We start from the raw sequence: 19,496 nt of genomic DNA, 5'->3' as shown, positions 1-19,496 counted from the left end.
GTCTCCTTAGGCCTGGGCACGACGCGTGTCGCCCCACGGCAGAACCGAGATAAGCAGGATCAGCACGGCGATCCAGAGCCCTGCGGTGCCGACGATGCCGAGCATGCCGTCGTGGCCGAGGGGGAGGGCGTAGCTGTAGTACCCGGCGCCGGTCTTGGGGATGCCCTGGCCGCCGATGAAGACCGTCCAGCGCATCATCCACGCGCTGTGCAGGGCGATCAGGCCCGCGGCCAGACGCCACTGCGGACGCCGAAGCGCGAGCCAGAGCGTCGCGAGCGCGCTGCCCGCCGCCCACACCGCGGTGATCCGCCAGCCGGCCGAGGGCGCGACCTGCGCCAGCGCTTCGGCGTGGCGGAGCGACAGGCCGCTCATGCCGAGCAGCAGCCAGGCGGCACCGACCGCCAGCACCAGCACCTGGGTCATCGCGAGCAGGCGCAGCAGCGGCGCCTCGGTCGCCGCGTGGCCGTCGCCGACGAGGCGGTCGAGCACGAGCACGAGGCCGATCGCGCCGGCGAGCGCGGTGAGGAAGAACTGCAGCGGCAGGAAGGGCGTGTTCCACAGCGGGCGGGCGCTGACGACCATCACCTCCATGCCCGTGTAGAGCGCGACCAGGCCCGCCCCGGCGAGCGCCAGCACGGTCGCGGCGCGGATCGCCCCGAGGCTGTCATGACCGCCGTACGCCAGCGCGCGGTAGAGGGCGGCGCCACGTCCGCCGGCGTCGGCCAGGCGTTTCAGGTCGGGGCGCAAGGCCAGCCAGCTGTAGAGCACGAGGCCCGCGAGGTACAGGGGGATGAAGAAAGCCCCCCACGCCATCCACGAATCCAGGTTCGGGTGCAGGTAGAAGTTGAGGAAGCGCCCTGGCTGATGCAAGTCGGCGAGCAGGGCGACGGGGGCGGTCAGGCCGCAGGTCAGCGCGCCGAGCAGGGCGATCCGGCTCACGCGCTGCCAGGCCGGCCAGCGCAGCACGAACCACGACAGGCTCAGCAGGAATGCGCCGACCGAGAGACCGATCAGGAAGAAATACTGGACGGCCCAGGGCAGCCACGCGACTTCGCGCGACACGTTGACGACTTCGACGATGGATGGGTTCATGATCAGACTCCGTGGGCAGTGGGTTGCCAGAGGGCTGCCTCGCCCTCGACGCGTCCCTGGAACCGGTCGTCGAGACCGACGTAGAAAACATTGGGGCGGGTGCCGGCTTCGGGCTTGAGCACCTTGATGGCGTCGCCGTTCTTCTTCGCCGCGTTGAGGCTGCGCCGCAATTCGCCCTTGGCGTCGTTCAGATCGCCGAAGACGCGGGCGCCGCCGACGCAGGTTTCGACGCAGGCCGGCAGCAGGCCCGCGTCGACCCGGTGCGCACAGAAGGTGCACTTGTCGGCCTTGTTCGTTTCGTGGTTGATGAAGCGCGCGTCGTAGGGGCAGGCCTGGACGCAGTAGGCGCAGCCGACGCAGCGGTCGCCGTCGACGACGACGATGCCGTCGTCACGCTTGAACGTCGCGCCGACCGGGCAGACCGGCACGCAGGGCGGATTCTCGCAGTGGTTGCACAGGCGCGGCAGCATGTAGGTGCCGGCCGTGGTCCGGCCCTCGGTCTCCTGCTGCACGACGTAGGTGGAGGCGAGCGTGCGGAAACTGTTTTCCGGTAGCGCGTTTTCCATGATGCACGCGACGGTGCAGGCCTGACAGCCGATACACTTGCGGACGTCGACCAGCATCGCCCAGTGGTGTTTGTGGGGCGCCGCGCGTGCGGTCGCCGGCAGCGCGAGACCCGCGGTGATCGCCGGGATCGCCTGCAGGAAGGCGCGGCGGGAGGGGGAAGGGTTGTCGGACATGGTCGGCCTCCTGGTTGAGCGTGCGATTACAGACTAAGCCCGCCAAGACCCTTCCAACAGTGGGTAGATTCTCTATCGCGCTAGGTACTTGTTCGTAGTCGCCGCCACTCGCCCGTTAACGCGCCGCGCACGAGGCGCATAGAATGCGGGGTCTTCAGGCTCGCCCGCTCCCCATGTCCCCCCACGCTGTTCCGCAAGTCGCCCTCGTCGGTGCCGGCCCCGCCGGGCTCATGGCCGCCGAGGTGCTCGCGCAGGGCGGGGCGCAGGTCGACCTCTACGACGCGATGCCGTCGGTCGGGCGCAAGTTCCTGCTGGCCGGCGTCGGCGGCATGAACATCACGCATTCCGAGGCGTTCGACGCCTTCCTCTCGCGCTACGGCACGCGCGCCGCGCGGATCGCGCCGTTGCTCGACGCATTTCCGCCGGCAGCGTTGCGTGCCTGGGTCCACGAGCTCGGCATCGAGACCTTCGTCGGCTCGTCGGGGCGGGTGTTTCCGCAAGACATGAAGGCGGCGCCGCTGCTGCGGGCGTGGCTGCACCGCTTGCGCGGCCTCGGCGTGCGCTTCCATGTGCGCCACCGTTGGCTTGGCTGGGACGCGTCGGGCGCCTTGCGTCTCGAGACGCCGCTCGGCGAGCGGAGGGTGCGCGCCGACGCGGTCGTTCTCGCCCTCGGCGGCGGTAGTTGGGCGCGGCTCGGATCGGACGGCGCCTGGGTTCCGCTGCTCACCGCGCGCGGCGTCGACGTCGCCGCTTTGCAGCCGTCGAACTGCGGCTTCGACGTCGCGGGCGGCTGGAGCGAATTCCTGCGCACGCGTTTTTCCGGCCAGCCGGTGAAGACCGTCGGACTCCGCTTCACCGATTACTGGGGCAATCCCCACACGCGCCGGGGCGAGCTGATGCTGTCCGACGGCGGCGTCGAAGGCGGGCTCGTGTACGCGCTGTCGGCGCCGCTGCGAGACACGATCGCGGCGCAGGGAAACGTCGCCGTCGCGCTCGACCTGTTGCCGGACCGGACGGCCGATTGGGCGAAAACGGAAGTGGCGCACCCGCGCGGCGCTCGCTCGCTCGCGAGCCATCTGCAGAGCCGGCTCGGCCTCAAGGGTGTGAAGACCGCGCTGCTGCACGAATTGCTGACGCCGGCAGCGCTGCGCGACGCGGCGCGCCTCGCCACCGCGATAAAATCGCTGCCGCTCACGCTCGTCGCCCCGCGCCCGCTCGACGAGGCGATCAGCAGCGCCGGCGGCGTGCGCTTCGACGCGCTCGACGCGGATCTGATGCTGCGCGCGTTGCCCGGCGTGTTCTGCGCTGGCGAGATGCTCGACTGGGAAGCGCCGACTGGCGGCTACCTGCTGAGCGCGTGCTTCGCCACGGGACGCGCCGCGGGGCAGGGCGCCCTGAATTACCTGAGTACCCTTCATGCTGCGACTGACTGAACTCAAACTCCCGCTCGACCATCCGCCCGCGGCCTTGCGCGCGGCGATCCTGCAGCGGCTCGGCATCGCCGACGACGAACTTCTCGGCGTCAGCATCTTCAAGCGCAGCTACGACGCGCGCAAGAAGCACGCGCTGCTGCTCGTCTATGCGGTCGACGTCGAGGTGAGGAACGAGGCCGCGTTGCTGAAGAAATTCCGCAACGACAGCCATCTCGCGCCGACACCCGACATGCGCTACCACGTCGTCGGCCACGCGCCGCGGGACCTGGAGGAGCGTCCGATCGTCGTCGGCTTCGGCCCTTGCGGCATCTTCGCGGCGCTCGTGCTGGCGCAGATGGGTTTTCGGCCGATCGTGCTCGAGCGCGGCAAGGCGGTGCGCGAGCGCACGCAGGACACTTGGGGCCTGTGGCGCAAGAAGGTGCTCAATCCCGAATCCAACGTGCAGTTCGGCGAGGGCGGGGCGGGCACCTTCTCCGACGGCAAGCTCTACAGCCAGGTCAAGGACCCCAAGCACTACGGGCGCAAGGTGCTGAGTGAATTCGTCAAGGCCGGTGCGCCGGAAGAAATCCTCTATGTGTCGAAGCCGCACATCGGCACCTTCCGTCTGGTCGGCATGGTCGAGACGATGCGGCGCGAAATCGAAGCGCTCGGCGGCGAGATCCGCTTCCAGCAGCACGTGACCGACCTCGTGCTCGAGGACGGCGCGGCGGGCCGCCGCATCACCGGCGTCATGCTCGCGAACGGGGAAACGCTTGCGAGCCGTCATGTGGTCCTCGCACTCGGACACAGCGCCCGCGACACCTTTTCGATGCTGCACGCGCGCGGCGTGCATATGGAAGCCAAGCCGTTCTCGATCGGCTTTCGCATCGAGCATCCGCAGTCGCTGATCGACCGCGCGCGGCTCGGGCCCAACGCCGGCAATCCGCTGCTCGGCGCGGCCGACTACAAGCTCGTGCACCATGCGACGAACGGCCGCTCGGTCTACAGCTTCTGCATGTGCCCGGGCGGCACCGTCGTCGCCGCGACCTCGGAGCCGAACTGCGTCGTGACCAACGGCATGAGCCAGTACTCGCGCAACGAGCGCAACGCCAACGCAGGCATCGTCGTCGGCATCACGCCGGCCGATTTCCCGGGCGACGACCCGCTCGCCGGCATCGCACTGCAGCGGAAGCTGGAGGCCCACGCGTTCGCGCTCGGCGGCGGCGACTACAGCGCGCCGGGCCAGCTCGTCGGCGACTTCCTCGCGGGCCGGCCCTCGGCGGCGCTCGGCAGCGTCGAGCCCTCGTACCAGCCGGGCGTGCGTCTGACCGATCTCGCGACCGCGCTTCCCGACTATGCGATCGCGGCGATCCGCGAGGCGCTGCCCGCCTTCGACAGGCAGATCAAGGGTTTCGCGATGCAGGACGCGGTGTTGACCGGCGTCGAGACGCGGACCTCGTCGCCGCTACGCGTCACCCGCGGCGGCGACCTGCAAAGCCTCAACGTGCGCGGCCTGTTCCCGGCGGGCGAGGGCGCAGGCTACGCGGGTGGCATTCTCTCTGCAGGCATCGACGGCATCCGCGCCGCCGAAGCGGTCGCCCGCGATTACCTCGGCCAGGCGCCCGAGGCGCCTGCGCCGACTGCGAGCGCTCCCCTCATCTACTGACCGCGGCGCCGGCGGCGCGCTCTCGACCGCCGCACGGCGGGGCGCTTTTTCTGCCCCTGTGCCGCGCCGTGCACTTTTCTCACTCGTGCGCCGCGCCCCGCTTGACCGTCGATCCGCGTGCCGCGGCGACTTTGGCTGTCTGACACAGGTATCAGCCGAAGCCGACAGACGTCGCGCGGGGCCCCGCGCGATACTCGCCGCTTCACGCTTCTTGCATGACCGACCGGGCCAGCCCCGGGCGTTTTGTTTGTTCATTTGATGGCAATCGAAACATGGAAATGAAAGACGTCGTCGCGGCCCTGTCTGCGCTCGCCCAGGCCTCGCGCCTGGCCATCTTCCGCACTCTGGTCGGCGCCGGCCCCGGCGGGCTACCGGCGGGGCGGGTCAGCGAACTGACCGGCATCGCCCCGTCCTCGCTGTCGTTTCATCTGAAGGAACTGAGCCACGCCGGGCTGGCGGCCTCGCGGCAGGACGGGCGCTTCGTCATCTATACGGCGCGCTACGAGACGATGGAGGCATTGCTCGCCTATCTCACCGCGCACTGCTGCAGCGGCGAAGCCTGCCTGCCGGGGCTTGCGGCCGCGGCCGTCGCTCCCCCTCAAATGGCGTGACACGCCTGGCCCCGCGTGGGCCCCGCGGCGACCTATGATGGAGGAAACCAGTTTCCTCGGGAGTCGCCATGCCCAGCCTGCGTACGATCGTCGCCGCCACCGATTTCTCGGACTTCTCGGAGCGCGTCGTGCAGCGCGCGGCGCAGATCGCCAAACAGCACGGCAGCACGATGCATCTGCTCCATGTCGTGCGGCCACTCGAACTGTATCCGAGCCTGACGCTGACGCAGGACGAATTCAGTCGGCACGACGAGGATTTCCAGGAGGCCGAGCGCACGCGCTTGCAGGCGATCGCGTCGGGCGTCGCCGACACCTTTGGGATAGCCGTCGAGACCGCCACCCGGCTGGGCCGTGCCCACACCGAGATCGGCGCGTATGCCGACGCCGTGTCCGCCGACCTGGTAGTGATCGGAGCGCGCGGTGAGAACACGCTCATGGACCTGTTCCTCGGCTCGACCGCCGCGCGCCTGATGCGGGGCATTCATCATCCGGTCCTCATCGTCCGCAGGCCGGCCACCGACGCCTACGCCAGGGTGCTCGCGGCGGTGGACTTTTCGCCGCTGTCCGCCGACGTCGTGACCTACGCCCTGAGCCTCGCGAGCGGTGCCGAGGTCGAGGCCCTCCACGTCCAGGGCAGCGAGGTCGAGCATCGCCTGCGCCGGGCAAGATACGAGCAGGTCGACATCGCCGACTGGCTCGCGCGCCTGCGCGGAGAGGCCGAACGCCAGCTCGACGCGCTGCTCGCGCCGCTCGAACATGGCGCGTCGGTCGCGCGCCGCGTCGTCGCCGGCTTCCCGCCCGCCGCGCTCTGCCAGTACATCGACGACCATCGCGTCGACCTCGTCGTCCTCGGCCGCCACGGTGAGAGCGCAGGGCTGCACGACTGGCTGCTCGGCAGCGTGAGCCGCGACGTCGCGCTTGCCACGACCGCGGACGTTCTGATGATCGGGCCGGGCGGAAAAGCGGGAGGCTAGGGGACGCGGGCAAGAAAAACGCCGCTCGATGAGCGGCGTTTTTTTACGACTGGTGCCGGCGATCGGAATCGAACTGACGACCTTCGCATTACGAATGCGCTGCTCTACCAACTGAGCTACGCCGGCGAAAAACAGCGCGCATTATAGCGGATTCGTTTCCGCTTGTGGCGAGCTAGAGCGCCGCCCTGAGGCGGTCGAGGACCTTTTCGCGTCCGAGCAATTCGAGTGTCGCGTCGATCGCCGGCGTCTGCGGTTCGCCGGTCACGAGCACGCGCACCGGCATCGCGAGCTTGGGCATCTTCAGCCCATGCGCGGCGAGCGTCTCCTTGAACGCCGCGCTGATCGCGCCACGCTCCCATTCAAGCGTTTCGAGGCGCGTCGCGAGATCGGCGAGCGCCGGCCGCACCTCGGCCGTGACGTGCTGGGCGAGCAGCTCGGGCGTCGGGTGGAGGACCCGGTAGAAGAGCGTCGCGGCGTCGGCGAGCGCTTCGATCGTTGCCGCCCGCTCCTTGACCAGGGCACAGACCGCAGCGAGATCGGGTCCATCGTCGAGCGTCGCGCCGTTGCGGATCAGAAAGGGACGCGCGAGGCCGGCCAGACGGGTGTCGTCGGCCGCCTTGATGTACTGCTGATTGAGCCAGCGCAGCTTCTCGGTGTTGAACTGTGCGGCCGACGGCGTGATGTGGTCGAGGTCGAACCACTCGACGAACTGCTCGCGGTCGAACAGTTCCGCGTCGCCATGAGACCAGCCGAGGCGGGCGAGATAGTTGATCACCGCCTCGGGCAGATAGCCTTCCTCGAAGTACTGCATGACCGACACCGCGCCGTGGCGCTTGGAGAGCTTGGTGCCGTCGTCGCCGAGGATCATCGACAGGTGGGCATACTCGGGGACGGTCGCGCCGAGCGCCTTGAGGATGTTGATCTGGCGCGGCGTGTTGTTGACGTGGTCGTCGCCGCGGATGACGTGCGTGATCCGCATGTCCCAGTCGTCGACGACGACGCAGAAATTGTAGGTCGGCGTGCCGTCGGCGCGCGCGATGATGAGGTCGTCGAGTTCGGCGTTGGAGAACTCGATCGTACCCTTGACGAGATCCTTCCACGCCACCGTTCCGTCGGTCGGGTTGCGGAAACGCACCACGGGCTGCACCCCCGACGGCGGCACCGGCAGGGTCTTGCCGGGCTCGGGGCGCCAGCGTCCGTCGTAGCGGGGCTTTTCGCCGCGCGCGCGTTGCGCCTCGCGCATTTCGTCGAGCTCTTCGGTACTGCAGTAGCAGTGATAGGCGTCGCCGCTGGCCAGCATCTGCTCGATCACTTCCTTGTAGCGATACAGGCGCTGGGTCTGGTAGAACGGGCCTTCGTCGTGATTGAGATCGAGCCACGCCATGCCGTCGAGGATCGCCTGCACGGCCTCGGGCGTCGAGCGTGCGATGTCGGTGTCCTCGATGCGCAGGACGAACTGCCCGCCGTGATGACGCGCGAACGCCCACGAGAAAAGCGCGGTGCGCGCGCCGCCGATGTGCAGGTAGCCGGTGGGGGAGGGGGCGAAGCGGGTGCGGATCATGGGGTGATGCGGGCGTGAAAAAGGCGCCATTTTACCGGATCGGCGCGCCGCTAAATTGACCTCGCCGGCGCGGGTGTGGTTTAATTCGCGCCGCTTCGGGGCAGTTAGCTCAGCGGTAGAGCATCGCCTTCACACGGCGGGGGTCACAGGTTCAAACCCTGTACTGCCCACCACCCGAATACATGAAAAGACCTGCGTCGATCGCAGGTCTTTTTTTTGCCGCGCGTCGCATCGGCGCAAGCCGTTCCCGCGTCGCCCGGCGCGGGGAAGCACGGGCGGGACGCGCATTGCCGGCCGTCCGCTTAGTCGGTATAGTGCGGCCTCCCGCACCCAGCCAATCGGTGCGCGGTTCTCTTACCCCGATCTCACGATCCCCTATTCGTCTGCCTCGATTGGTGTCACTGCGAAGGTGACAGGCCGTCGCAGGAAACCTACATGACTGTTGAAACCACCTTTGCCAGCCTCGCGCTGGCCGAACCCATTCTGCGCGCGATCGCCGACGCCGGCTACACGGCGCCCACGCCGATCCAGGCTCAGGCGATTCCGCACGTGCTCGCCGGCGGCGATCTGCTCGCCGCGGCGCAGACCGGCACCGGTAAGACGGCGGGCTTCACGCTGCCGATCCTGCATCAGCTATCGACCCGCGCGGCGGTCGCGCCGAAGCCCGGCCGGCCGCGCTGCCTGATCCTGGTGCCGACGCGCGAACTCGCGGCGCAGGTCGAGGAATCGGTCAAGACCTACGGCAAATACCTCTCGCTGACGTCGATGGTCATGTTCGGCGGCGTCAACATCAACCCGCAGTTCAAGGCGCTGAAGGCGCGCGTCGACATCCTCGTCGCAACGCCGGGCCGCCTGCTCGATCATGTCGCGCAAAAAACCGTGGACCTGTCCGGGGTCGAAATCCTCGTACTCGACGAGGCCGACCGCATGCTCGACATGGGCTTCATCCGCGACATCAGGCGGGTGCTCGCCGTGCTGCCGAAACAGCGCCAGAACCTGCTGTTCTCGGCGACTTTCTCCGACGAGATCCGCACGCTCGCGAACGGCCTGCTGAACAATCCGAAGAGCGTCGAAGTCGCACGCCGCAACACGACGGCCGAGGTCGTCGAGCAATCGATGCACCGCGTGCCGCAGGCGCACAAGCGCGACCTGCTCGCGCATCTGATCAAGCACCACGACTGGCAGCAGGTGCTGGTCTTCACGCGCACCAAGCACGGCGCCAACAAGCTCGCCGAGAAGCTCAACAAGGATGGCATCACCGCAGCGGCCATCCACGGCAACAAGAGCCAGTCCGCGCGCACCAAGGCGCTCGCGAGTTTCAAGGACGGCAGCGTGCGGGCGCTCGTGGCGACCGATATCGCCGCGCGCGGCATCGACATCGACCAGTTGCCGCAGGTCGTCAACTTCGAACTGCCCAACGTCCCCGAGGACTACGTTCACCGCATCGGCCGCACCGGCCGGGCCGGCGCGACGGGTTCCGCGCTCTCGCTCGTCGACGACGAGGAAATGGGCTATCTGCGCGACATCGAGAAGCTCATCAAGCGCGCGATCGTGCGCGTCGAGATCGAGCCGGGCTTCGTGCCGCCGGCCAAGGCAGACCTGATGTCCGACGAGCGTCCGCCACGTCCGCCGCAGGGGCGCGGCGCATCGCGCGCCGGCCAGAACGGCGGGCCGCGCCAGGGCCAGGGCGGGCGCGGCGGGCAAGGTAGCGGACGCAATGCGAACCGGCCGGCCCAGGGGAAATCGGCCGCGGCGCCCGTCAAGCCTGCGAGCGGCCGTGCGGCCGCGCCGAATTCGCCGGCCCAGCCGCGCAAGCCGCGGCCGCAGGCGGCGCTGTTCTCGGCCAAGCCCGGTTCGCGCGGGCACTGAGCGCGCCACCCGGCCGCTACAATCGGCGCGATGGACACGCTGCAGAGTTACGACGAACTGCCCTACGACAGCCTGCCGCTGCCCGAGACCCAGCCGGATTTCCTCGCCGCCCTGGCGCGGCTGCACGGCTTCGACGCGCCCGATCCGACGTGCGCCCGCATCCTCGAACTGGGGTGTGCCAGCGGCGGCAACCTGATTCCGCTCGCCTGGCGCTGGCCCGCGTCGCAGTGCGTCGGCATCGAACTCTCGCGCGTCCAGGCCGAGGCGGGCGCTGAATTCATTCGTGCGCTCGGCCTGTCGAACGTCCGCATCGTGCATGGCGATCTGGCGGCGCTGTCCGCGGACCTCGGCGAATTCGATTACATCATCGCGCACGGCGTGTTTTCCTGGGTGCCCCCGGCCGTGCAGGAGGCCCTGCTCGAACTCTGCCGGCGCCACCTCGCCCCGCGCGGCATCGCCTACATCAGCTTCAACGTCGCCGCGGGCTGGCGGTCGCTCGAGCCGCTGCGGGCCGCGCTGCTTGCGCGGACCGGCGCCGACCAGCCTGCGCCGGCGCGTTACGAGGCGGCGCTGCGGGTACTCGACGAACTCGAGGCGCAATGGACCGACCCCGCGTTGCTGAAGGAGATCGCCTACCTCCGCACGGCCGCGCCCTCCTATCTGTTCCATGAATACCTGGCCGAATTCAATGCGCCGCTCGAGTTCGGCCGGTTTGACGCGGCGCTTGCCGCACACGCCTTGCGCTACGTCGGCGAAGCCGGGCCGCGTCACGCGGTGGTCGAATTCGACGACGGAGGCGAAGCGGACGCACGCCGCCGGGCCGAGCGCTGGCGCGACGCCGAGGCGGCGCTCGACGCCGCGCTGGCGACGCGGTTTCGCCGCGCCCTCATCGCGCGTGCCGATGCACCCGCCGACCCGCATCCCGCGCGCGCGGACGCCTTGCGCGAACTCGCCTTTTACGCCGACCTGCGCTGCGACGAGGAGATCGATCTCGAGCAGGCGACCGAGCAGGCCTTCCTCAACCCGGCGGGCAACACTTTCCGCGTCGCGCCGCCCGTGATGAAGGCCGCGCTCATGGTCCTGTCGGCGCGCTATCCGGCCGCGCTGACCTATGCCGATCTGCAGGCCGCCGCCGGTTCGGTCATGGTCGACTGCGGCGTCGTCGCCGAGGTCGACGACGGGGCGTTCCGCACGGCGCTGTTTCAGCTCGTGATGGCTCATGCCGTCATGCCAACGCCGAGTGCGGGGCCGGTGGTCATCGACCCCGGTTCGCACCCGCGCGCGAACGCGCTCGCCCGCCTGCAGGCGCGTTCGCCGGGCTGGGTCGTGAGCGGCCGCCGCCACGTCGCGATTGATCTCGACGCGGCCGGGCGCGCGCTGCTCGCACTGCTCGACGGCAACCGTGCGCTGCCCGAGCTGAGCGCTGCCATGCAGGCCTGGCTCGCCGCGGCCGGCGTCGACCTGCCGGAAGCGGCCGTCAATGAACTCACGGCACGCCAGCTCTGGCTGTTCGCCCGTCAGGGCCTGCTCGAGGAAACGTGATCGGCAGTTCGCCGGCACGCATGCCGGCGCATGGCCGGTCGTTTGCTATCGTTGGAGCAGGATTTTTTATCTGGACCGACGATGGCGAACGTTCTCGGCGCGATTCAGCAGCGCTACGCCTGCCGGCGTTTCGTCGCCGGGAGGCCGCCATCCGATGACGAACTGGTGTCGTTGATCGAGGCGGCGCGGCTTGCGCCTTCTGCCTTCGGTCTCGAACCCTGGCGTTTCCTCACGGTTATCGATGCGGCGCAGCGCGCCGAACTCGCGCGCGCATGCTTCGGCCAGCCCGCCGCCGCGACGGCTCCGGCGTTCATCACCATCGTCGCGCTCGTCGATGCTCTCGAACCCGACTCGGATTACGTACGTGCGCGTTTCGAAGCCGAGGCGCGCGGCGGTCCGGTCGCGCCGCTACACGAAATGTACCGCGCCTTTTACCGGGCCGAGGCGATCGCCGCCTGGGCGCAAGGCCAGTGCCACTTCGCCGCCGCGCACCTGCTGTTGCAGGCCGCGCACCTCGGGCTCGGCAGCTGCCCGATCGGCGGGTTCGACGCGGCTGCCCTCGCACGCGCTTTGCGTCTTCCGCCCGGCGAGACGCCGGCGCTCGTGATCGCGCTCGGTCACTGCGCCGACACGATGCCGAAGCGCGTGCGAAAACCGCGCGCGGATTGACGGTCCGCTAGCGCGGCGCCTCCCAGCAGTTGTTGCTGACCTGCCAGGTCATCGAGAGCTGTTCGCTGGTCGGATAGAGGACGTATTTGACGCCGAGGTAGTCGGTGCCCTTGCGCCAGAACATCGCGAGCAGGTTTTTTTCGCCGGTGGCGATGACGCTCGAGTAGGGGATGACCTTGAGCGGGTTGCCGTACTGGTTCGAATAGTTCGACGCGACGACGACGAAGTGGCGGAAGGCCGGTTCGACTTCCTGGTCGAAGGCGACCAATCGGTTGTTGCAGAAGGTGAACAGGAAGCGGCGTCCGGCGGGGTTGCTGGGCAGGTCGTACGCGAAGAGTGCGTCGCTGCCCGAGGTCATGATCCTGTCGAAGTTCCAGGTCCGAAGCGTCTGCTCGACCTCGCTGCGATTCATGCCCTGCCTGAACTCGCCGACTTCCCAGGCGTGGAGGGGAGAGGCGATGAGGAGGCCGGCGAATAGAAGGGCTGTGGTGCTCCGATGCGTCCTTTTCATCGCGGCATCCCCTGTACCGCGCCGCTACTGGCCGCTCGCGGCGCCGAAAACCTTTTTCAGCAGTTCGCTGCCGGCCTGGAGCGGGTTCGCGCGCAGCGCCGCCTCCTTCTCGCCGATCAGCGTGTAGAGCCGGTCGAGCGCCTGCCGCGTCACGTAGTCCTCGACGGTCGCCTGCGCCGGGTCGACCAGATTGAATTGCTGGGCCATTCCGGCGTAACGGTTGTACTGCTGGGCGAGGCCGATCTTGTCGGTCGTTGACTTCACGACGGGCTGGAAGCGCTCGGCCAGCTTCGTCTCGGTCTTCGCGCGGAAGAAGTCGGTGGCAGAGGTTTGGCCGCCGGTCAGGATGCCTTTCGCGTCTTCGAGCGTCATCTGCTTCACCGCGTCGACGAGCAGGCCGCGCGCAGCGGGCACGGCGGCTTCGGCGGCACGGTTCATCGACAGCACGAGTGCGTCAGCCTGGCTGCCCATGCCAAGCAGGCGCATCGCTTTCTCGGCTTTTTGCAGCGCAGGCGGCAGCGGGATTCTGAGTTGGGGGTTGCCGAAAAAACCGTCCGGGCGACCGAGTTGCGCAACCGCCGCGTCGGCGCCGCGGGTCAGCGCCTCCTTAAGTCCGGCGTTGACCTCGGCATTGGAAAGCGCGTCGACGCTCGGTGTCGCTGCCGTTTGCCCCGACGGCTGGCCGAGCACGCCGCGCAGCAATTCGTTCCAGTCGACGGCATGTGCGGGTGCACTGAGCGCGACGGCGGCCGCGGCGAAGATCCAGGGTCTGAAAGCGGCGCGGGCCATCGTCTTTCCTTAGCGGTTTTGATCAGAGCACTTCTGCAGCATAGTCCGCCAGACGCGAACGCTCGCCGCGCTGCAGCGTGACGTGCCCGTTGTGTGGCCAGCCCTTGAAATGATCGACGACGTAGGTGAGGCCGGAGCTGCCTTCGGTCAGGTAAGGGGTGTCGATCTGCGCGATGTTGCCGAGGCAGACGACCTTGGTTCCGGGGCCGGCGCGCGTGATCAGCGTCTTCATCTGCTTGGGCGTGAGGTTCTGCGCCTCGTCGATGATCAGGAACTTGTTGAGAAAGGTACGCCCGCGCATGAAGTTGAGCGACTTCACCTTGATCCGCGAGCGGATCAGGTCCTGCGTCGCGGCGCGGCCCCAGTCTCCGCCCTCGTCGTCGCTCTTGTTGAGCACGTCGAGGTTGTCCTCGAGCGCGCCCATCCAGGGCGTCATCTTCTCCTCTTCGGTGCCCGGCAGGAAACCGATGTCCTCGCCGACCGGCACCGTGACGCGCGTCATGATGATCTCGGAGTAGATCTTCTTGTCGAGGACCTGGGCGAGCCCAGCCGCGAGCGTCAGCAGCGTTTTGCCCGTTCCCGCCTGGCCGAGCAGGCTGACGAAGTCGATCTCGGGGTCCATCAGCACGTTGAGCGCGAAATTCTGTTCGCGATTGCGCGCGGTGATGCCCCAGACGTTGTTCTTGTGATGGCCGAAATCCCTGATCGTGACCATTTCCGCGTGTTTGCCCTCGACCTTGAGGACCTTGGCGTAAAGCGGACTCGCGCCTTCCTGGAAGACGAATTCGTTCGGCAGCAGGCTCGCCACGAGCGGCCCCTTGACCCGGTAATAGGTATGGCCGTTGGCCTGCCAGGATTCCATGCCCTTGCCGTGCGTGTCCCAGAAGTCGGCGGGCAGTTCGCGCAGGCCCGGGTAGAGCAGGTCGGTGTCTTCGAGGACCTTGTCGTTGAAGTAGTCTTCCGCCGGCAGTCCGAGCGCGCGCGCCTTAATCCGCATGTTGATGTCTTTCGACACCAGGATGACTTGGCGCTTGGTGTGGTGGCGCGAGAGGAAGAGCACGACGCCGAGGATCTGATTGTCGACCTTCGAGGTCGGCAGATTGACGGGAATGTCGCCGCTGATCGCTTGCGTCTGCAGGAAGAGCCTGCCGGTCGCGGCATTGTGGCTGTGCGGCGCGAGCGGGACGCCTTCGTCGATGCTGTCGAGCTTGCGCACGATCTCGTCGAGAAAACGGCTGGCCTGGCGGGCGTTGCGCGATACCTCGGTCATGCCCTTCTTGTGCTGATCGAGTTCCTCGAGCGTCGCGATCGGCACGTAGACGTCGTGTTCCTCGAAACGGAACAGACTCGTCGGGTCATGCATCAGCACGTTGGTGTCAAGAACGAAGAGCTTGGTCGCGGTGGCGGTTTTTCTCGGCATGTAAGGGAAGGCGATCCGGGAATGAGGGTGCGTTCATCCTACCTCAAGGCGAAGGCCCGCTGTCGAGTCCTCGGCGTAAACCAATCGTCAGGACGTTGACGCGGTTTTGCCGTCCCGTTTCTCAGTAGAATGGTCTGCTTTCCCGCCCGGAAGTGACCCGATGACCGGTACCGGATTGCTGTCCTCGATGCGCCGGGTCTGTGTGCTTCTCGCCTGCCTCGGCGCGCAGGCGCTGCACGCCGAGACCGCCGCTCACATCGTCTTGCAGGATTCCCCGCTCGCAGGCTTTCAATATCATGCGGGCAAGACGCTCTGGCCACAGATGCAGGTCGGCGACGCGCTGACGCTCGTGCGCGAACCCGATAATCGCCACGACGCGAAAGCGGTGCGCGTCGAGTGGCACGGCCACAAGATCGGCTACGTGCCGCGGCGGGAGAATGCGGACGTCGCGCGGTTGCTCGACGCGGGACAGACGCTCGATGCGCGTATCGTCCGGCTTGCCGAGGTGCGCGATCCGTGGGCGCGCGTGCGTTTCGAGATCGTGATTCCGCTCAACCCGGCTTCAAGGGAGTAGCGCATGGGTCGATGGGCCGTATTCCTCGCGCTGGCGTTCGCCGTGCTCGGCGCGGCGCGCGCCGCGCCGCTGCCGCTTTCCCGACTCGAACTGCCGCCCGGCTTTGCGATCGAAGTGTTCGCGCGTGTGCCCAACGCGCGGCAGATGGCGCTCGGCAAAAACACGCTTTTCGTCGGCAGCATGCGCGCGGGGAAGGTGTATGCGATCCCCTTGCGCGGCACGCGCGCACCTGTCGTGATCGCCGACGGGCTCGAGATGCCGGTCGGAGTGGCCTTTCGCGACGGCGATCTGTACGTTTCGGCCGTCGGCCGCATTCTGCGCCTGCGCGACGTCGAGGCGAAGCTCGCGCGGCCGCCGCGGCCCGAAGTCGTGAGCGACGCCTACCCGGACGAAACCCACCACGGCTGGAAATTCATCGCCTTCGGCCCAGACGGCAAGCTCTACGTGCCGGTCGGTGCGCCGTGCAACATCTGTGCACCCGATCCGGAGCGCTACGCGATGATCTCGCGTCTCGATCCTGCCACGGGAACGATCGAGGTCGTCGCGCGCGGCGTGCGCAACAGCGTCGGTTTCGACTGGCATCCGCAGACGCGCGAACTGTGGTTCACCGACAACGGGCGCGACTGGCTCGGCGACGAAGCGCCGCCGGACGAACTCAATCGCCTCGCCGAAATCGGTCAGCACTTCGGCTATCCGCACTGTCACGGCGGCAACATCGCCGACCCGCAATTCGGCAAAACGCGGCGTTGCGCCGAGTTCGCCCCGCCTGTGCAGAATCTCGGCGCCCATGTCGCGAGCCTCGGCATGCGGTTCTACGACGGCAGGCAGTTCCCGGCACGCTATCGCAACGCGGTCTTCATCGCCGAACACGGCTCGTGGAACCGTAGCGAGAAAAACGGTTACCGCGTCAGCGTCGTGAGGCTGCAGGGCAATCGCGCCGTCGCTTACGAGCCCTTCGTCAACGGCTGGGTCCAGGGCGATTCGGCCTGGGGACGGCCGGTCGACGTGCTGGTGCTTCCCGACGGCAGCCTGCTCGTCTCCGACGACCACGCGGGCGCGATTTATCGCGTCGTCTACCGGGGCGAACGGTAAAATTGCGGCCATGAAACTGCTCGTCCTCGATACTTCTACCGAGTGGTGCTCCGCGGCGCTGTGGCTGGATGGCCAGGTCGAAGCGCGCCGCGTGCTCGCCGAACAACGTCACAGCAGTCTGCTGCTGCCGATGGTCGACGACTTGCTGCGCGCGGCCGACGTCCGCCTCGCCGCGCTCGACGGCATCGCCTACGGCGCGGGACCGGGCTCGTTCACCGGCTTGCGCATCGCGTGCGCGGTCACCCAGGGACTGGCGCTCGGCGCCGGCTGCCCGGTCGTCGGCGTGTCGACGCTCGAAGCCATCGCCGAACAGACTGGCGCACCGCGGGTGCTGACCGTGCTCGACGCCCGCATGTCCGAGGTCTACTGGGCGGCCTACGCACGTGAAGGCGCGGCGTGGCAGGCGCGGGTCGCACCGCGGCTGGCGCTGCCCGAGTCGGTGCAGGTGCCGGAGGACGGCGACTGGGTCGGCGCCGGCAACGGTTTTGCGGTCCTCGACGCCGGCTTGCGTGGCGCGCTCGTCGACGCGCTGGTCCGCGTCGACGATACGCTGATGCCCGACGCGGCCGCGATGGCGCCGCTTGCCGCCGCGGCTTTCGCGCGCGGCGAGGGCGTCGATGCAGCACTCGCCGCACCGATTTATCTGCGCGACAAGGTCGCGTTGACGGTCGACGAGCGGCGGGCGAGGGCGCAGGCGTGAGCAGCCTGCCCGAGGTGGCGGTGCACGAGATCGCGCACCGCGTGCGGCCGATGGCCGACGCCGACCTGCCGCGGGTCGAGCGGATCGAAGCCGCGAGCTACACACACCCCTGGAGCCGCGGCAACTTCGCCGACTCGCTCGCGGCCGGCCATAGCATGTGGGTGCGCGAAGCCGACGGCGAGCTCATCGGCTACTACGTGATGATGGCGGCTGCAGGCGAGGCGCATCTGCTCAACCTCACGATCGCACCGGCGTGGCGCCGCCACGGTCTCGGCCGCGATCTGCTCGGGCACTGTCTGGCCTGCGCCTGTGCCCACCACGCCGCCGCGCTGTTCCTCGAGGTACGCGTTTCGAACGCCGCGGCGATCGCGCTCTACCACGGCAGCGGGTTTACCGATCTGGCGGTCCGCCGCGGCTATTACCCGGCCGGCGAGGGCCGCGAGGACGCGCTGATCATGAAAAAGGCGCTGCAGTGCTGAGCCGGGACGACGTATATAAGGAACTCGGGATCGCCCCCGCCTGGCGGCTGCGGGATACCGCGTCCGAGGCACGCGCGCCGGTCTGCGGCTGGGAGCAGCTGAGCGACGCGGTCGCCCACTGCACCCGCTGCAGGCTGGCAGCGACGCGCACCCAGGGCGTGCTCGGCGTCGGTGACCGCGAAGCCGACTGGCTGGTGGTGGGCGAGGCCCCCGGTGCCGACGAGGACCGGCTCGGCGAGCCCTTCGTCGGCAAGGCGGGCAAGTTGCTCGACGCGATGCTGGCGTCGATCGGCATCGCGCGTGGCGACAATGTCTACATCACGAACGTCCTGAAGTCGCGGCCGCCCGGAAATCGGGACCCCGAAGCCGACGAAGTCGCCGCGTGCATGCCGTATCTGCTGGCCCAGATCGACCTCGTCAAGCCGAAGCTCATTCTCGCGCTCGGACGCTTCGCCGCGCAAAGCCTGCTGGCCACCGACGCGGCGCTCGGCAGCCTGCGCGGCCGCGTGCATAGCTTCCAGAACATCCCGCTCGTCGTGACCTATCATCCGGCCTACCTGCTGCGCAACCTGCCCGACAAGGCGCGCGCGTGGGAGGATCTGTGCCTCGCGCGGCGCACGATCCAGCGGCTATGAATTTCGACCTTCGCGAAAACCGTCGACGCCGCGCGGCTGCTTCCGCGCGCATTCGGCAGTTCGCACCTTCAGCTTTTCACCGATCCGACACATGAAACTTCTACATTCCGCCCTGCGTTTTCGCGTCAACTATTTTTCCGATCTGGGCCGCCATCAGGTCGTCCTCTGGGCTCCGGGCGACACGCCGCCCGTCGATGCGCAGGTCGACGTCGGCCCGAAGATCGAGCACGAAGTGCCGACCGAGGTCTTTCGCAGCGATATCGCGCCGCTTCAGGTCGGGCGTTTTTATCCCTCGCAACTGCTGCACGCCGACGACGCGCCGGGCCCGATGTTCCGCGTGATGAAGCGGGGCGACACGAGCTTCGTCGCCAACTTCAGCCATCCGCTGCAGGGCCGGATATTCAGCATCGACAGCGGCAAGAGCGACGTCTCCACCGAGCCGGTTGGCCAAGTCGGCCAGTTGCTGGAATGGAGCGGCATGGAAACCCAGATGCAGACGCCGACCGAGTTCGAGCGCGCAGATTCGTTCCAGCGCGAGGACGAAAGCCCCGACGCCGAGTTCTACCGGCAGGCGCGCAAGGTCGCCCACGTCGACGCCGTCTGCGCGCGCCGCATCCAGGCGCTGTACCGCACCGTCCTGCCGGAAAACGCCCGGGTGCTCGACCTCATGGCCGGCTGGCGCTCGCACCTGCCCGACACCGTACAATCGGCGGCGGGCCTCGGGCTCAACGCCGAGGAACTCGACGACAACACGCAGCTTGCCGAGCGTATCGTCAAGGACATCAATGCCGACCCGCAGTTGCCGTTCGCCGACGCGAGCTTCGACGCCGTGGTGTGCACGCTGTCCTTCGAATACCTGACCCAGCCGCACAAGATCGTCGCCGAGGCCAAACGCGTGCTGAAGCCGGGCGGCATGTTCGTGGTGACGCTCTCGAACCGCTACTTTCCGCCCAAGGTGATCAAGCTCTGGACCGAGCTGCATCCGATGGAGCGCATGGCCTGGGTCGGAACGTTGATCAAGCGCGCGGGTTTCAAGAAGGTCGAAACCTATGTCGAGCGCGGGCTCAAGCGCGCGCAGGACGACCGCTACGCGGCGCAGCTCCCGGAATCCGATCCGCTGTTTGCGACCTGGGGCGTAGCCTAAACTCAGTTCATGACCC

The 19,496-nt window shown here is 68.1% G+C and carries 19 protein-coding genes and 2 tRNA genes; 14 read left to right on the top strand and 7 right to left on the bottom strand.

Annotation, left to right across the window (positions count from 1 at the left end):
* Positions 1 to 6: 6 nt before the first annotated feature.
* Entirely contained in the window at positions 7 to 1,092 is a 1,086-nt protein-coding gene (gene nrfD, locus TBD_RS08715; RefSeq protein ID WP_011312252.1) for an NrfD/PsrC family molybdoenzyme membrane anchor subunit, read from the bottom strand.
* 2 nt (positions 1,093 to 1,094) lie between these two features.
* Complete coding sequence (dsrO, locus tag TBD_RS08710) at positions 1,095 to 1,832, bottom strand: sulfate reduction electron transfer complex DsrMKJOP subunit DsrO (RefSeq protein WP_011312251.1); 738 nt, start codon at positions 1,830 to 1,832, stop codon at positions 1,095 to 1,097.
* 173 nt (positions 1,833 to 2,005) lie between these two features.
* On the opposite strand from dsrO, the gene TBD_RS08705 reads away from it, so the two are divergent.
* The 4 genes from TBD_RS08705 to TBD_RS08690 all read left to right on the top strand — a co-directional run bounded on the left by TBD_RS08705 (position 2,006) and on the right by TBD_RS08690 (position 6,495).
* Positions 2,006 to 3,265 carry a TIGR03862 family flavoprotein gene (locus TBD_RS08705; protein ID WP_041432608.1) on the top strand — a complete coding sequence of 420 codons (1,260 nt, stop codon included), beginning with the start codon at positions 2,006 to 2,008 and terminating at the stop codon, positions 3,263 to 3,265.
* Positions 3,249 to 4,910, top strand: a complete 1,662-nt coding sequence (locus TBD_RS08700) for an NAD(P)/FAD-dependent oxidoreductase (RefSeq protein ID WP_011312249.1) — start codon at positions 3,249 to 3,251, stop codon at positions 4,908 to 4,910. Before TBD_RS08705 ends, TBD_RS08700 begins: the two co-directional genes overlap by 17 nt.
* A gap of 272 nt (positions 4,911 to 5,182) precedes the next feature.
* Positions 5,183 to 5,521: an ArsR/SmtB family transcription factor gene (locus TBD_RS08695; RefSeq protein ID WP_041432606.1), complete on the top strand. Its 339-nt coding sequence runs from the start codon at positions 5,183 to 5,185 to the stop codon at positions 5,519 to 5,521.
* Between the two features lie 68 nt (positions 5,522 to 5,589).
* Positions 5,590 to 6,495, top strand: a complete 906-nt coding sequence (locus TBD_RS08690) for a universal stress protein (protein ID WP_011312247.1) — start codon at positions 5,590 to 5,592, stop codon at positions 6,493 to 6,495.
* A 50-nt stretch (positions 6,496 to 6,545) separates the two neighbouring features.
* Here the strand turns inward: TBD_RS08690 and TBD_RS08685 are convergent.
* Together TBD_RS08685 and gltX are read right to left on the bottom strand one after the other, a co-directional pair.
* Positions 6,546 to 6,621, bottom strand: a tRNA-Thr gene (locus TBD_RS08685).
* Between the two features lie 46 nt (positions 6,622 to 6,667).
* A complete protein-coding gene (gltX, locus tag TBD_RS08680; RefSeq protein WP_049750235.1) occupies positions 6,668 to 8,056 on the bottom strand; it encodes a glutamate--tRNA ligase in 1,389 nt (462 codons plus the stop codon).
* A 98-nt stretch (positions 8,057 to 8,154) separates the two neighbouring features.
* Between gltX and TBD_RS08675 the strand changes: the two genes are divergently transcribed.
* The 4 genes from TBD_RS08675 (at position 8,155) to TBD_RS08660 (ending at position 12,136) form a co-directional block, all read left to right on the top strand.
* Positions 8,155 to 8,229 (top strand) — tRNA-Val (locus TBD_RS08675).
* A gap of 262 nt (positions 8,230 to 8,491) precedes the next feature.
* Positions 8,492 to 9,925 carry a DEAD/DEAH box helicase gene (locus TBD_RS08670; RefSeq protein ID WP_011312245.1) on the top strand — a complete coding sequence of 478 codons (1,434 nt, stop codon included), beginning with the start codon at positions 8,492 to 8,494 and terminating at the stop codon, positions 9,923 to 9,925.
* Positions 9,926 to 9,955: 30 nt separating this feature from the next.
* Positions 9,956 to 11,467, top strand: coding sequence for a class I SAM-dependent methyltransferase (locus tag TBD_RS08665; RefSeq protein WP_011312244.1), 1,512 nt, complete (start codon positions 9,956 to 9,958; stop codon positions 11,465 to 11,467).
* An 81-nt stretch (positions 11,468 to 11,548) separates the two neighbouring features.
* Positions 11,549 to 12,136 (top strand): NAD(P)H-dependent oxidoreductase, encoded by a 588-nt coding sequence (locus TBD_RS08660; RefSeq protein ID WP_041432604.1) that lies wholly within the window; start codon positions 11,549 to 11,551, stop codon positions 12,134 to 12,136.
* A 7-nt stretch (positions 12,137 to 12,143) separates the two neighbouring features.
* Here TBD_RS08660 and TBD_RS08655 read toward each other — a convergent pair whose 3' ends face one another.
* Genes TBD_RS08655 through TBD_RS08645 form a run of 3 tightly spaced genes read right to left on the bottom strand, consistent with a single transcriptional unit; the run spans position 12,144 to position 14,856 of the window.
* Positions 12,144 to 12,647 (bottom strand): hypothetical protein, encoded by a 504-nt coding sequence (locus TBD_RS08655; RefSeq protein ID WP_011312242.1) that lies wholly within the window; start codon positions 12,645 to 12,647, stop codon positions 12,144 to 12,146.
* A gap of 24 nt (positions 12,648 to 12,671) precedes the next feature.
* On the bottom strand, positions 12,672 to 13,436 hold the full coding sequence (locus TBD_RS08650) for a DUF4197 domain-containing protein (protein ID WP_011312241.1): 765 nt from the start codon (positions 13,434 to 13,436) through the stop codon (positions 12,672 to 12,674).
* A gap of 22 nt (positions 13,437 to 13,458) precedes the next feature.
* Positions 13,459 to 14,856 carry a PhoH family protein gene (locus TBD_RS08645; protein ID WP_011312240.1) on the bottom strand — a complete coding sequence of 466 codons (1,398 nt, stop codon included), beginning with the start codon at positions 14,854 to 14,856 and terminating at the stop codon, positions 13,459 to 13,461.
* Between the two features lie 160 nt (positions 14,857 to 15,016).
* On the opposite strand from TBD_RS08645, the gene TBD_RS08640 reads away from it, so the two are divergent.
* The 6 genes from TBD_RS08640 to TBD_RS08615 all read left to right on the top strand — a co-directional run bounded on the left by TBD_RS08640 (position 15,017) and on the right by TBD_RS08615 (position 19,480).
* On the top strand, positions 15,017 to 15,430 hold the full coding sequence (locus TBD_RS08640) for an HIRAN domain-containing protein (protein ID WP_011312239.1): 414 nt from the start codon (positions 15,017 to 15,019) through the stop codon (positions 15,428 to 15,430).
* A gap of 3 nt (positions 15,431 to 15,433) precedes the next feature.
* Positions 15,434 to 16,522 (top strand): PQQ-dependent sugar dehydrogenase, encoded by a 1,089-nt coding sequence (locus TBD_RS08635; RefSeq protein WP_011312238.1) that lies wholly within the window; start codon positions 15,434 to 15,436, stop codon positions 16,520 to 16,522.
* Positions 16,523 to 16,532: 10 nt separating this feature from the next.
* Positions 16,533 to 17,222, top strand: a complete 690-nt coding sequence (gene tsaB, locus TBD_RS08630) for a tRNA (adenosine(37)-N6)-threonylcarbamoyltransferase complex dimerization subunit type 1 TsaB (protein ID WP_011312237.1) — start codon at positions 16,533 to 16,535, stop codon at positions 17,220 to 17,222.
* Positions 17,223 to 17,272: 50 nt separating this feature from the next.
* Positions 17,273 to 17,701, top strand: coding sequence for a ribosomal protein S18-alanine N-acetyltransferase (gene rimI, locus TBD_RS08625; RefSeq protein WP_041433101.1), 429 nt, complete (start codon positions 17,273 to 17,275; stop codon positions 17,699 to 17,701).
* Positions 17,695 to 18,336: a uracil-DNA glycosylase gene (locus TBD_RS08620; RefSeq protein ID WP_011312235.1), complete on the top strand. Its 642-nt coding sequence runs from the start codon at positions 17,695 to 17,697 to the stop codon at positions 18,334 to 18,336. Before rimI ends, TBD_RS08620 begins: the two co-directional genes overlap by 7 nt.
* Before the next feature lie 91 nt (positions 18,337 to 18,427).
* Entirely contained in the window at positions 18,428 to 19,480 is a 1,053-nt protein-coding gene (locus TBD_RS08615; RefSeq protein WP_011312234.1) for a class I SAM-dependent methyltransferase, read from the top strand.
* Positions 19,481 to 19,496 lie beyond the last annotated feature (16 nt).

The sequence above is a fragment of the Thiobacillus denitrificans ATCC 25259 genome (genome assembly GCF_000012745.1).
GTDB classification, from domain to species: Bacteria; Pseudomonadota; Gammaproteobacteria; order Burkholderiales; family Thiobacillaceae; genus Thiobacillus; species Thiobacillus denitrificans_B.
This window is presented reverse-complemented; position numbering and strand designations above follow the sequence as displayed.